This window comes from Pseudoalteromonas sp. SR44-8, from assembly GCF_014163635.1.
Classification (GTDB): Bacteria; Pseudomonadota; Gammaproteobacteria; order Enterobacterales; family Alteromonadaceae; genus Pseudoalteromonas; species Pseudoalteromonas rhizosphaerae.
This window is the reverse complement of sequence record NZ_JACJDS010000012.1, coordinates 85,114-98,958: the sequence shown is the minus strand read 5'-3', so window position 1 is coordinate 98,958 and position 13,845 is coordinate 85,114. Positions and strand designations below refer to the sequence as shown.

The following is a 13,845-nucleotide window of genomic DNA, read 5'->3' as shown; positions in this document are numbered from 1 at the left end:
TCTATGTGGTATTTTGCTTGGATACTCGGTGTTTTATTAGCCTGTACGTTAGGTGTGATCAACGTTATGTGGTACGAATTTGGCCAGAACAAAGACAGTATCGCTGACGACGAACAAGAATTACACGATAGGCTTAATCGCCAAAATGACGACTAACCCCCGACCAAATCGCGCGCAGCAAACTACGCTACGCGCGTTTTTAAAAACGCATTCCAATCACGCTGGCAGTCTTTTAAAAATCAGTATTGCGCTAGGAACATTTAACGCATTATTGATGATTGCCAGTGCTTATTTAGTGGCACGATCAATTCATTTAGTGATGTTTGAACACGCCAATTTAGCCACTATTACCCCTTTACTTTGGCCATTAGCAGCATTGATTTTAGGGCGCGGAATATTGCTTGGATTTTCGCAGTGCATAAGTGCCCAAGCCGCACTTAAAATTAAAACTGCAATGCGCCATGCTTTACTCGAGAAACTCACCTTACTTGGGCCAAGTTATATTGAACAACAAGGTCATGGCGCGACTTTAAACACCCTACACAATGGTGTTGAAGCACTGCACGATTATTATGCTAATTATTTACCGAGCGTGGCTTACAGTGCGCTTATTCCTTTGGCTATCCTGATGGTGATTTTTCCTACCGATTGGAAAGCTGGGTTGATTTTTTTATTCACCGCCCCCCTAATTCCGTTTTTTATGATTTTGGTTGGCCACAAAGCAGAACAACTGAATCAACAACGTTGGCAACAACTAGCTGTGTTGGGTAATTACTTTTTTGACCGCTTACAAGGCTTAACCCAACTAAAGTTATTTAATGCGACTACGCGCGAACTAAAACAAATTGCCAAAATTTCCGATGACTTTCGCCATGCGACTTTAAACGTATTAAAAATCGCATTTTTATCATCTTTCGCACTCGAGTTTTTAGCGACCATTAGTGTCGCGTTAGTAGCGGTGATAATCGGTTTTCGGTTGTTTTTTGGTACCTTAGATTTTTCGACCGGCTTTGTTGTACTGTTACTTGCCCCGGAGTTTTATTTACCGCTGCGCCAACTCGGCAGCCATTACCATGCCCGATTAGAAGGGATTAGTGCCGCCGCTGATATGCTAAAAATATTGAATGAGCCACTCCCTGCTAAGGCTCTTGAGAACATACAACCAAATACTCAAAATAGCTTAAACTTACCAAGTATCGAACAACTAAATATTGATAATTTAAATTTTCATTACCCACAAAGTAATGAAGGCGTTAACAATATAAACCTAACATTTGCAGGCACAGGCCTGTATGCCATCGTTGGTCAAAGTGGTGCTGGTAAAAGCACCTTACTCGATTGTTTATTAGGGTTTCATCCTCAGGTGATCGGTGCTGTTACGGTAAATCAACAACAATTAGCCGCATCACACATTAAGCAATGGCAGCAACATATTGCCTGGATCCCACAACAACCTACTTTATTGTTTAACAGTATCAAAGCTAACTTACTATTGGCCAAACCGGATGCCACACTCACGCAGCTAGAAACTGCAGCAGAGCAAGCTGGTGCACTTGAGTTTATCAATCAATTACCAGAGGGCTTTGACACTCAAATTGGTGAACAAGGCGAAGGACTCTCAGGCGGGCAAAAGCAGCGGATCGCTTTAGCTCGGGCATTTTTAAAACAAGCGCCAATTTTGATCCTTGATGAGCCAACCGCACACCTCGATAGCCAAACTGAGCAACAGGTGCAAGCGGCTATCAATCATTATGCACAGCAACATCTCGTTGTGGTGATAGCCCATCGCTTAAATACCATTGCACAAGCTAAACAAGTTATTGTAATGAAAGATGGTGCTGTTATTGAACAAGGTAGCTTTAAAACCCTCATCGATAACCAAGGCGCGCTGTTTGATTTAGTGCATGCAAGGAGTAAACAGCATGACTAATTTTTTACGTTTATTAAAACTGTGTAGACCGCACCTAGGTGCAATGCTGTTAGGGGCATTTTTAGCAACCTTAACAGTACTGGCAAACGTTGGCTTATTGGCTATTTCTGGTTGGTTTTTAGCCGCCATGGCTGCGGCTGGCTTGGCCGGCACGCAAATGAATTACTTCACACCAGCCGGCACAATTAGATTTTTGGCAATCGTAAGAACCGCCTCTCGTTACGGCGAGCGATTGGTAACCCACAACGCCACCTTTTTATTATTAAGTGAAATTCGTGTCAGTGTTTTTAACACGCTAAGCCAGCTAAGCAATGTTGATTTAGCCATGAGCCGCAGCGCCGATCTATTTAACCGCATGCAAAATGACGTTGAAGCGCTCGATAAATTTTACTTAAACGTATTATTACCAATGATTGTTGCGCTAATCAGCGTGCCAATTGTGGTTGCAATTATGGCAGCCTACAACAGTAATGTAGCGCTACTATGCTTTACTGCACTCTTAATAGTAGGCGTTGCCCTGCCGATCATACTGAGTAAACAACTTCAGCAAACTGCCGACCTCGAAACTCACTATTCGGCGACTTTACGTGCTGAATTATCAGATACCCTAAGTGGCTTACGAGAGCTGGCTATCTATCAAGCCACCGAGCAACAAATTGAGCAATGTCGGGCAGCCAGTGAACGCTATAATCGGCAACTATTTGTTCGCCATAGCGCCGAAGCACATAGTAATGGCGTATCACTATTAATAGTACAACTGAGTATGCTCGGTGCCATTATGATAATTGCACCGCTAGTTTACAGCGGAGCTATGGCCAATGTTGAACTGGCAATGCTTAGTTTATTTGTGCTTGCTAGTTTTGAAACAGTGCTAACGCTGCCAAATGCGTTTATTCAATTGCCCGTAGCGCTAAGCGCTGCAAAGCGTATTTTTGATTTAGAAGATAAACTGCGCCCTGAAACTACAAGCGTTCAGGAGTCGTTATCAGTGCAACCTTTAGGGCTTGAATTTAAAGATCTTAGTTATTGTTACCACAGTGATACTTTTGCGCTTAACAACTTAAGTTTTGCGATTGAGCCACTGCAAAAAGTCGCGATTGTGGGGCAAAGCGGCAGTGGGAAAAGTACGCTGGTTAATTTACTCAGTGGTTTATGGCCACAGCAAAATGGTGAGATAAATCTAACTTCAGCAGACAAAACCATAGCAATTAACACGATCAGTCAACAAAATCGCTGCGAACTGATTAACATAGTAGCACAACAACATCATATTTTTGATGGCACCATTGCTGAAAACTTACGCTATGCGGCGCCCTCAGCAACTAAACAACAAATGCGCACAGCCTGTCAACAAGCACAGTTAGGTGATTGGCTTAGCGAGTTAAAACTAGGATTAGACACCCGCTTAGGCACAGGTGGCAGAAGTTTGTCGCGTGGGCAATCGCGGCGTTTAGCGTTAGCGCAAGCCTTACTCAGAGCACCGGCTATTTTAGTGCTTGATGAGCCAACCGAAGGCCTCGACAATCAATCGAAGCATCAAGTTATGGATGCGATATTAACCAGCATGCAGCACTGTACTGTGATCAGCATAACTCACGACCCTGCCTTACTTGCCAATATGGATAACGTAATTTGGTTAGAGCAAGGGCAAATAAAAGCGATTGCAACGCATCAGCAACTATTAGCAGAGCAACCTGAGTACGTGAACTTGATCACACGCTTTTAATCAATTACTTCAACGGTTACGTTAATAACGCCCGAGCTTGGCTCTGCGAGTTGCTCAAACGCATGCTTTGTTAAATCGATGATACGGCCGCGAATAAAAGGACCGCGATCATTCACTCGAACGACCACTGAACGGTTATTTGCTGTGTTTGTGACTTTAACTTTGCTGTTAAAAGGGAGCTGTTTGTGCGCCGCAGTCATGGCTTGTTGGTCAAACTTTTCACCACTAGCGGTCAGCCGACCATGGTATTTATCGGCATAAAAGCTAGCATTTCCCTGCTCACGAATACCTGTGCTTGTTGCAGAATAGTTTGTCTGCGAGCTACTACAGCCAGCTAAAATAGCCAGTGATAAGCTAATTAAAAGTGCTTTAATCAAAATTCAACGCTCCCTTAGAATGCATAAAGGTAGCAGGTATCAACTGAGCTGCAACTGAATTAAAGTAAATACAAAACAGTGAATACAAAAAAGCCACCAAGTTAACTTAATAACTGGTGGCTTTTATACACAGCATAAACGAATTAACGAATAATACCGCGTTCAGAATTTTTCACAAAATCAACCATTAACTGTACTGCTGGGTACTTAGCGGCATCATCAGCAAGCGCTGCAAGTGCCTCTTCAACACCTAAGCTCTTGCGGTATAATGTTTTATAAGCACGACGTGTTGCCATTACTTCATCGCTTTCAAAACCACGGCGCTTCATGCCTTCAGTATTAATTGCAACAGGACCTGCTGGCGTACCTATGGTTGTTACAAACGGCGGCACATCTTTGTTGACGCCAGAGTACATACCTACAAAGGCATGTGCCCCCACTTTACAGAATTGATGAATACCTGAATTACCCGCTAAGATAACCCAGTCACCAATATGTACATGGCCTGCAACAGATGCATTATTAGCAAAAATAACGTTATCGCCAATCACTGCATCATGAGCTACGTGAGTGTAAGCCATAAATAAATTATTGCTACCAATCTTAGTCACACCTTGGTCTTGAATTGTACCTCGGTGGATAGTCGCGCATTCACGAATAACATTGTTATCGCCAATGATAAGTGTGGTTGGCTCATTATTATATTTTTTGTCTTGGCAGGCTTCACCTACAGACGCAAATTGAAATATATGATTGCCTGAACCTATTGTTGACGGACCTTTGACCACAACATGGGATTCGATAATGCAGTTGTCACCAATAACCACATCGTTGCCAATGTAGCTGTAAGGGCCAACTGATACATTATTACCTAACTTTGCACCTGGTTCGATTATCGCTGTAGGATGGATCACAATTAAAGCTCTCTTCTCGCACACATGATTTCGGCACTACATACTATTTTGCCATCAACTTTTGCTTCTGCTGCAAACTTCCAAATATTACGACGCTCTTTTAAAAATTGAACGTGTAAATGCATGGTGTCACCAGGCGTTACTGGTTGTTTAAAGCGCGCATTATCTATCGCTGCAAATAAATATAGTTCATTTTCACTGCGATTTTCGACAGTTTTAAAACCCAATAAACCGGTTGCCTGTGCCATGGCTTCTAAAATTAATACACCAGGAAAAATTGGCTGGTTAGGGAAATGGCCGGTAAAAATCGGTTCATTAAAAGTTACGTTCTTAATTGCATGTAATGATTCACCAGGGGTGTAATCAAGCACACGGTCAACTAGTAGCATCGGGTAACGATGCGGAAGTAAGCTTAAAATTTCTTGTATATCAAGGCTATTTAATTCGTTTGCCAAAATAGCATCCTTATTAATGATCAACGTTTAATGACTTAGTCAGAGTCTCTAGCGCTTTAAGGCGAACTTTCATCTCTGGCAGATTACGTAAATGGGCAATGTTTCTGCGCCACTCTTTATTTGAAGAGTGTGGAAGCCCTGAGGAATAAACACCAGGTTCCGTAATCGCTTTAGTCACCATGCTCATACCCGTAAGTATAACACCATCACAGATATCTATGTGACCATTTATGCCTACAAGCCCCGCAATCTGGCAATTTTTACCAATAGTTGTACTACCAGCTATCACGGTACAGCCAGCAATTGCTGTGCCTGAACCAATTTCAACATTATGAGCAATTTGACATTGGTTATCGATAATCACATTGCTGTGAATGATTGTGTCGTCTATTGCGCCGCGATCAACCGTAGTACCTGCACCAATTTCAACCTTGTCACTAATAATAACGCGACCAAGCTGAGGGATTTTTATCCATTGTCCTTTATCGTTTGCATAGCCAAAGCCATCACTGCCGATTACGCTACTTGATTGAAATAAACAATCATTGCCAATCTCTACATCATGATAAACACTGACATTTGCCCACAGTTTTGTGCCATTGCCAATTTTTGTGTTTTCACCAATAAAGCAATTAGCACCTATTTGCACGTTATCACCAATTACCGCTCCGGCTTCAATCACCGCATTAGCGGCAACAGCGGCTGTGCTTGCAACCGTGGCATCAGGGTGGATCACCGCACTTGGGTGTATACCTGATGACGCTGAACGTGGCGTGGTATCGAGTAACTGAGCTAATTTCGCGTAGCAAACATAGGGGTTAGCAACGATGAGCTTATTACCTTGATAATACTCTGCATCTGCGGCAGATAAGATCACTGCCCCCGCTTGAGTATCACTAAGTTGTGAGCGATATTTCTTATTCGCTAAAAATGCAATATGCCCAGATTGGGCATTTGCAAGTGTAGCAATTTTTGAGATTTCCCAAGCGCCGTCACCGTCAAGCTCGGCGCCTAGAAGTTCCGCAATCTGCGAAAGCGTATAATTATGCATATAATAAGTTCTATTGCTTACTTACTTGATCAACAACTTTACTTGATAAATCAACTACCGTTTTAGGGTTAAAGTAGATAGTAGTATCTTTAACTTTAACTTCATCATATTTACCATCTTTGGCAATATCTTCGATTGCTTTGATGATAAGACCTTGAACTTTAGCTAATTCTTGATTTTGACGAACTTTAATTTCTTGCTCTAAAGGACGACCTTTTTCAGCAAGATTTTTTTGCATACCTTCCACTTTTTCACGTAAGGCATCTTTTTGCGCTTGGCTCATCGTAGTGCTTTCACGCTTGAATTTTTCTGCTTCAAAGCGGATATCGCCCTGCAACTTCTCAAGCTCTTGACGACGCTCAGCAAATTCAGCTTGTAATGTTTGCTCAACTTTTGCCATTTGTGGGATTTGTTTGTAGATTTCTTGCATATCTACGATACCTACTTTATGTGCAAAAGCACTTGCAGAAGTACCCATCATAAGTGTAGCTAAAATGGCAATTGCCGATGATTTAAATGATTTTTTCACAAAAAACTCCTTTAGAATGTATTACTAATGTTAAAGCTGATGGTCTTCGTATCGTCATCTTCTTCTTGTTGCAATGGATACGCAAAACTAATCAACATAGGACCCATAGGTGAGATCCATTGTAGTGATAAACCGGTTGATACCCTAAAGCGCAGCGGATCTGAATAATCCTCAAGCTTAGCGCGTTCATCCGGCCCTAAATTTTTATAACGATCAACGTTAAATTCAGTATCCCATACGTTTGCAGCATCAATAAAGAAGCTGGTACGTACAGAACTGGTATTATCTTCATCCAAGAATGGAGTTGGCACAATTAACTCCATGCCAGCAACCGCTTTAGCATTACCACCAATACGCCCTTGTGGTGTTAACACATCAAACTCTGGCGAACCGCCTATATTGCCTGTTAGGCCACCATCTGGCAACGAAGTGCCCGGAATTAACTGTGGCGTACGTGATATTGCGCGCGGCAATATAGTATTACGGTCAAAACCGCGTAATTCCATTTCTGTTATACGAAAGTACTCTTGGAATGGCAATGTTTGGTCGTAACCATTGGTTGTGCCATAACCGTTACCATAACCAAGCGCAGCACGGGTTGAGAATACCCAACGATGGTTATTCGAAAGCGGCCAATAAAAACGCGAGTCATAGTTTAACTTAAAGTAAGTTAAATCAGAGTTTGGCGTAGTACCTGTTAAGTTTAATGTTTGACGCGAACCTGCAGTTGGGAATAAGCCACGGTTTACTGTCACACGAGACCAGCCAACGCTGAGTTCGTACTTAGTAAAATCAAATCCTTTATCTGGATTATTCGGGTCTAAGAAGGTCTCACGCATAACACGAGTTTGCTCATATTCAGCAATTTCAGATAATTCTTCTTGGATCCAACGTACACCAAAGTTGATACGGTTTACCGCATCAATCGGGAATCCTATATTAGTACCAATCCCGTAGCTTTTCGATTTGTAATCGATGAGGCTAAACTTACTTGCATCGTAATTACTGTAGAAAATACTACTGCCTTGCGACACACCATCTGGGGTGAAGTAAGGGTCGGTATACGATAAACTAACACGTTCTGAACCACGCGAGGTATTGATGTTAAAGCCAATCTGGTTACCCGTGCCTAAGAAGTTAGACTCAGTAACACCGATATTAAATTGCAGACCTAAGTAAGAACCATAAGCAAGACCTGCATTAAAGCTACCTGCTGATTGCTCTTTAACAGTAAAATCGACATCAACTTGGTCATCTATACCAGGGACTGGCACAACATTAAAATCAACACTTTCCATGTAAGGAAGACGTTGAATTTGTAGCTTTGAACGCTCAAGATTCTGATTCGATAACCAGGCGCCTTCCAGCTGGGTCATTTCACGACGTAATACTTCATCTGCGGTATTTTGGTTACCACCAACGATAATACGACGAACATAAACACGCTGACCAGGATTAACTGAGAGTGTTAACTGAACTTCTTTATTTTCATCGTCAATTTCAGGAATGGTGCGAACTTCCGCATTCGCATAACCGAAACGCGCTAAATAACTTTTGATAAATTCTTCAGATGAGGTAACCACTGAGCCATTATAAAGTTCACCGGCACGAAGTGGAATAACGCTTTTGATCAGTTCTTCACGGCCAAGTAAATCACCAATGAAGTCAAAGCCTTTCACTTTGTATTTAACGCCTTCGGTGATGTTAGCTGTTACATACACAGATTCACGCTCAGGACTAACTGATACTTGTGTTGAGTCAATATTAAAACGTAAGTAACCACGGTCTAAATAATAACTACGAATTTTCTCGAGATCGCCTTCAATGGTTTGTTTCTGGTAGCGATCGCTGCCCATAAACTGCCACCAAGGTAAATCTTGTTGTGACTCAGCAAGTGCTAACAAGTCTTCATCACTAAATAATTCATTACCAACTAAGTTGATCTGACGAATAGATGCGGCATCGCCTTCATCAAACTCAAGTTTTAGCTTAACGCGGTTACGCGGTAACTTAGTGATACTGACATCAATTTTAGCGTTGTATTTACCAATACTGTGGAAAAACTCTATTAAGCCTTTCTCGATGTTATCCACCACAGTTTTATCCAGTGGTTCACCTTGGCGAATATCTTGCTGATCAAGCGACTGAGTAAGCTGCTCGTCTTTAATGTCTTTATTACCTTCAAACTCAATAACACTAATTGTTGGGCGCTCTGTTACTTTAAAAATAACATTATTGCCATCACGTAGTGCCTTGATGTTGTCGAAGTGACCTGAGTTATACAAAGACTTAATCGTTTTTGAAATTGTGTAGTCATCAACATTATCACCCACATTAATAGGAATATGTGTCAATGCCGCTCCCAACGCAACGCGCTGTAAGCCTTCAACTTTTAAATCGTCAACAATAAAGGAGTTTTGGCCTAGGGCTGCAAAGCTAGCACCTAATAAACTTGTTACTGCCAAATGTTTTTTTATAGCCATTTTATTATCTTTATCCTTTACAACGGTATTACCGCTCAACACCTTAAAATTATACTTTAGCGGTGTTTTACAATCGTGTTTTAATTCGAGACTGTCGCAATTGCTTACAATCGCGATACATCATTGAACAAAGCGAAACATGTAAGAAAAATGAGTAGCAAGGCACCCACTTTAAAACCAAATTCTTGTGTCTTTTCAGAGACCGGCTTTTTACGAAAAAGTTCAATTATGTAATACATTAAGTGCCCACCATCAAGCACTGGTAAGGGCAATAAATTAAATACGCCCAGGTTTACACTTATCAATGCTAAGAAGCCTAAAAACGCTACTAAGCCATAGCTTACGCTAGTTCCCGCTCCAACAGCAATACCAACTGGACCACTTAAATTCTTCACTGATACTTGACCAGTAATTAAGTTACCAATCATATCAAAACTTAGGCTGATCAAGCGCCATGTTTCACTTACGCCCAGCACCATACTATCGAGTGGACCATAATGTCTAGTTTCAATGTAACCATCTGGCCATGTTTCAACCACCGGCGCTACACCTAAAAAGCCTTGTAGCAAGCCATCACTATTACGTTGTCCTTTCGGCGTAACATTTAGCAGCTCTATACTATCTTGTCTTTTTACACTAAATTGTAATGATTTGTTAGCGGATTGCTGAATAACATTAACTAACTGCGTCCAACTGGTTATTGTTTCACCATTTACTGCGATAATTTCATCGCCTGCTTGTAAATTAGCGTCTGCTGCAGCAGAGTTTGGCGAAATTGTGGCAACGGTTAAAGTCGCCTGCGGACGAAACGGTACAATACCTAATGAAGCTAATGGTGGCACATCTTGTTGATCAAGTTTCCAACCATCAATATCAAGCATTTTAACCTGTTCTTGAAATTGCTCGTCACGCACGGTAACTGCAACGCTTTTATCACCTAGGCTGGCCATTAACGCAAACGTAGCATCTTGCCAGGTAGCAATATCATCATCGCCAATTTTTATAATTTGCTGACTTGGCATAATACCGGCTTGCTCAGCGCGGCTACCCTCATTTACTGAGCCAACCACCGGCTTCACCGATTGAACCCCAACCATGTACATCGCAGCTAAAGCAAAGATAGCAAATATAAAGTTAGCCAGCGGGCCTGCCGCTACAATCGCGATACGCGCTTGTACTGACTTGGCATTAAATGATAAGTGACGTTGTTCAGCTGACACCTCATCAACACGTTCATCAAGCATTTTCACGTAGCCACCTAAAGGAATTGCTGCAATGACATATTCAGTGTCGTGTTTATCGTGCCATTTTATTAGCGGTTTACCAAAGCCAATAGAAAACCTTAACACCTTCACACCCGCTTTGCGGGCAACCCAAAAATGGCCATATTCATGCACTGTTACTAAAATTCCCAGCGCTAGAATAAAAGAACCTAAATTCCACAGAAAATCGAACATATTAGCGTACTACCTTTGCAATGAGTTGCGTCGCTTGAAGTCGAGCTAAACGGTCACATTCAAGAATTTCATCGAGCGTGTGTACGTTTACATCAACCGTTGTGTCTAATGTTTGTGCATTAATGCGGTATATATCAGTAAAGCCTATCTGCCCTTGTAAAAATGCCTGCACAGCAATTTCATTGGCAGCATTAACTGTCGTTGTAGCACCTTGTCCAGCATTACACGCAGCAATAGCTAATTGTAAATTGGGATAGCGGGCAAAATCTGGTTTCGTAAAAGTAAAATCAGCAAGCTGTGAAAAATCCAGTGGTGTTACTCCAGCATCAATACGCTGTGGGTATGCTAAAGCATGAGCAATCGGTGTACGCATATCTGGATTCCCCATTTGCGCTAGCACCGAGCCATCTTGGTATTGCACCATTGAATGAATAATACTTTGCGGGTGAATGACCACTTCAATATCGTTTGCCTGGCAGTTAAATAGCCATTTAGCCTCAATAAACTCAAGGCCTTTATTCATCATAGTGGCTGAATCAACAGATATCTTTTGTCCCATCGACCAATTTGGATGCGCCACGGCTTGTGCCACAGTAACGTCTTTTAAAGAGGCAATATCACACGTTAAAAAAGGCCCACCAGAACCGGTAAGTAAAATTTTACTTACCCCATGCTCATGTAACTGTGCATTAGTTTTAGAGCCTTGCAGTGCACTTGGCAGGCACTGGAATATGGCATTATGTTCACTGTCAATCGGTAGTAAAGTGGCTTTATGTTGTTTTACTTTATCAATAAACAACTGACCTGACATGACTAAAGATTCTTTATTCGCCAGTAATACTTTTTTACCTGCTTCTACCGCACTGAGTGTAGGTATGAGCCCTGCGGCACCAACAATCGCCGACATTACCGCGTCAACGTCTGGGTGAGCGGCCAGTTCACTCATGGCGGCAATGCCACTGCGGATCACTGTTTTGCAGCCACTGCCCGATAAGTGTTGGCTTAACTTAGCTGCAGCGCTGTCATCTGCCATCACTGCAAAGCGTGGTTGATGAGCAATACACAATTGCGCCATCAATTCACTATTATTACCTGCCGCAAGTGCAAATACAGCAAACTGTTCTTGATTACGCGCAACAACATCTAAGGTACTTAAACCAATGGAACCTGTCGCGCCGAGAATGACGAGTTGTTGTCTACAACTCATAAACTAAGTGTCCATGCATAGCACAACACAAAAATGGGGGCTGCAGCAGTTAGGCTGTCAAGACGATCTAAAATACCCCCATGGCCAGGCAAACATGAGCCACTATCTTTAAGACCAGCTTCGCGTTTAAACATACTTTCGAGTAAGTCGCCAATAGCTGAGAATAACGCGATGAATACAGTCATAATCGCGTAAATTGGCCAAACAGACATATCTACATTGGTAAAATGACAAAACGCTAAAACAAAAATTACCGCAGCAACTAAGCCACCAGCTAAACCTTCAATGGTTTTATTAGGGCTCACTTTTGGCATTAACTTATGCTTGCCAAAGTTTTTACCCGTAAAGTATGCACCAATGTCAGCACTCCATACGATCCCCAGTACCACTAAAATAAGCATCGAACCAAAGTGCGTTGATTGCTCATAGTTAGCACTGCGCAGTGTATTAAGCGCAAGCCACAGCGGTACTAAGGTGAGAATACCGGCAATAGCGCGCATAACCACTCCTTCGTTCCATGCTTTAGCCATTGCTGGGTAGCGCCACACTAGGTAGGTGGCTACAATCCACCACGAAAATGACAGTGTGAATATATAATTTGCGTCTCCTACGAGCTGGCCGTCGACCCACAGTCCATCAATTGGCCAATGCCAATTAAGCAGTACCAGTAACAAGCCAATAAACGTCACAAACGAAAAACGTTTAACTTTATCGCATAACCCCATAAATGCCGACCATTCCCACGCGCCTAATAAAACAATCGCGCCAGCAATGTAACTAAACAATGTAAGAGGTGTATAAAAAACCAACACCAGTGCCAAAGGCGCTAGCACTAAAGAGGTTAAAATTCGTTGTTTTAGCAAAGTGTTACCCTTTTTAATTAGGTTTCAGCGAGTAATTGTTTTATTTGTTCGCCAGTACAACCAAACCGTCGCTCTCTGGCAACGTAACAAGCGATAGCATCAGCAAAAGCTGCTTCATTGAAGTCAGGCCAAAGCGTATCGGTAAAGTAAAGTTCAGCATAAGCAGCTTGCCACAATAAAAAGTTGCTTATGCGTAAATCGCCACCAGTACGGATCAACAAGTCAGGTTCAGCCTGATCTTGCATACTCATATGGGCGGCTAAATCGTGCTCTGTAATATCATCAGGGTTTAACGTCCCTGCAGCAATCAGCTTACCTAATTGCTTTGCAGCATTTGTTATATCCCATCGACCACCATAATTTGCCGCTACATTCAGTTGCAAACCAGTATTATTAGCCGTTAATTCATGTGCTGCATCAACCTTGCTGCGCAAAGTATCTGAAAAACGAGATAAGTCACCAATAATGGTTAACTTAACATTATTTTTGTGTAGCTTTTTAACTTCCTTACTCAGCACAAACAAAAACAGCTCCATCAAGGTACTGACTTCATCTTCGGGGCGATGCCAGTTTTCACTACTAAAAGCGAATAGAGTCAATGACTCTACTCCTAATTTAGTACAAAACTGCACAGACTGACGAACCGCATCCACGCCTTTTTTATGACCGTACACACGTGGCCTATTCTTGGCTTGTGCCCAACGACCATTGCCATCCATGATTATAGCGACATGCTTGGGTAAACATTGCTGGGAAATTTTATCAGCGTTAAGAACCATAAATATCGAGTATTCCATAAAAAAACGCCGCCTAGTATACCCCAGACGGCGTTTCAAAACTAATAAATTTACTA

13 protein-coding genes are annotated in these 13,845 nt (G+C 42.1%); 3 read left to right on the top strand and 10 right to left on the bottom strand.

Annotation, left to right across the window (positions count from 1 at the left end):
* The first annotated feature begins 3 nt into the window (after window positions 1-3).
* From cydX to cydC, 3 genes are read left to right on the top strand one after another with little or no spacing between them, the layout of a single operon-like run.
* On the top strand, window positions 4-156 hold the full coding sequence (cydX, locus tag H5183_RS07970) for a cytochrome bd-I oxidase subunit CydX (RefSeq protein ID WP_064667585.1): 153 nt from the start codon (window positions 4-6) through the stop codon (window positions 154-156).
* Complete coding sequence (gene cydD / locus H5183_RS07965; protein WP_182731385.1) at window positions 146-1,930, top strand: thiol reductant ABC exporter subunit CydD; 1,785 nt, start codon at window positions 146-148, stop codon at window positions 1,928-1,930. The genes cydX and cydD overlap by 11 nt, the downstream gene beginning before the upstream one ends.
* Window positions 1,923-3,656: a thiol reductant ABC exporter subunit CydC gene (gene cydC / locus H5183_RS07960; protein ID WP_182731384.1), complete on the top strand. Its 1,734-nt coding sequence runs from the start codon at window positions 1,923-1,925 to the stop codon at window positions 3,654-3,656. Before cydD ends, cydC begins: the two co-directional genes overlap by 8 nt.
* Here the strand turns inward: cydC and H5183_RS07955 are convergent.
* The 10 genes from H5183_RS07955 to H5183_RS07910 form a co-directional block, all read right to left on the bottom strand.
* The gene (locus H5183_RS07955; RefSeq protein WP_310736578.1) at window positions 3,653-4,036 is read right to left on the bottom strand and encodes a septal ring lytic transglycosylase RlpA family protein; all 384 of its coding nucleotides are present in this window, start codon (window positions 4,034-4,036) and stop codon (window positions 3,653-3,655) included. The genes cydC and H5183_RS07955 overlap by 4 nt on opposite strands.
* Before the next feature lie 140 nt (window positions 4,037-4,176).
* The gene (gene lpxA / locus H5183_RS07950) at window positions 4,177-4,947 is read right to left on the bottom strand and encodes an acyl-ACP--UDP-N-acetylglucosamine O-acyltransferase (RefSeq protein ID WP_182731383.1); all 771 of its coding nucleotides are present in this window, start codon (window positions 4,945-4,947) and stop codon (window positions 4,177-4,179) included.
* Between the two features lie 2 nt (window positions 4,948-4,949).
* A complete protein-coding gene (gene fabZ, locus H5183_RS07945; RefSeq protein WP_145240491.1) occupies window positions 4,950-5,402 on the bottom strand; it encodes a 3-hydroxyacyl-ACP dehydratase FabZ in 453 nt (150 codons plus the stop codon).
* A gap of 13 nt (window positions 5,403-5,415) precedes the next feature.
* The gene (lpxD, locus tag H5183_RS07940; RefSeq protein ID WP_182731382.1) at window positions 5,416-6,453 is read right to left on the bottom strand and encodes a UDP-3-O-(3-hydroxymyristoyl)glucosamine N-acyltransferase; all 1,038 of its coding nucleotides are present in this window, start codon (window positions 6,451-6,453) and stop codon (window positions 5,416-5,418) included.
* 10 nt (window positions 6,454-6,463) lie between these two features.
* The gene (locus H5183_RS07935; protein ID WP_145240487.1) at window positions 6,464-6,982 is read right to left on the bottom strand and encodes an OmpH family outer membrane protein; all 519 of its coding nucleotides are present in this window, start codon (window positions 6,980-6,982) and stop codon (window positions 6,464-6,466) included.
* Between the two features lie 11 nt (window positions 6,983-6,993).
* Complete coding sequence (bamA, locus tag H5183_RS07930; protein WP_182731381.1) at window positions 6,994-9,465, bottom strand: outer membrane protein assembly factor BamA; 2,472 nt, start codon at window positions 9,463-9,465, stop codon at window positions 6,994-6,996.
* Between the two features lie 104 nt (window positions 9,466-9,569).
* Entirely contained in the window at window positions 9,570-10,922 is a 1,353-nt protein-coding gene (rseP, locus tag H5183_RS07925) for a sigma E protease regulator RseP (protein ID WP_145240483.1), read from the bottom strand.
* A gap of 1 nt (window position 10,923) precedes the next feature.
* Entirely contained in the window at window positions 10,924-12,129 is a 1,206-nt protein-coding gene (ispC, locus tag H5183_RS07920; protein ID WP_145240482.1) for a 1-deoxy-D-xylulose-5-phosphate reductoisomerase, read from the bottom strand.
* Entirely contained in the window at window positions 12,126-12,992 is an 867-nt protein-coding gene (locus H5183_RS07915) for a phosphatidate cytidylyltransferase (RefSeq protein ID WP_145240480.1), read from the bottom strand. The genes ispC and H5183_RS07915 overlap by 4 nt, the downstream gene beginning before the upstream one ends.
* 17 nt (window positions 12,993-13,009) lie before the next feature.
* Window positions 13,010-13,789, bottom strand: coding sequence for an isoprenyl transferase (locus H5183_RS07910; RefSeq protein WP_145240478.1), 780 nt, complete (start codon window positions 13,787-13,789; stop codon window positions 13,010-13,012).
* Between the last annotated feature and the right edge of the window lie 56 nt (window positions 13,790-13,845).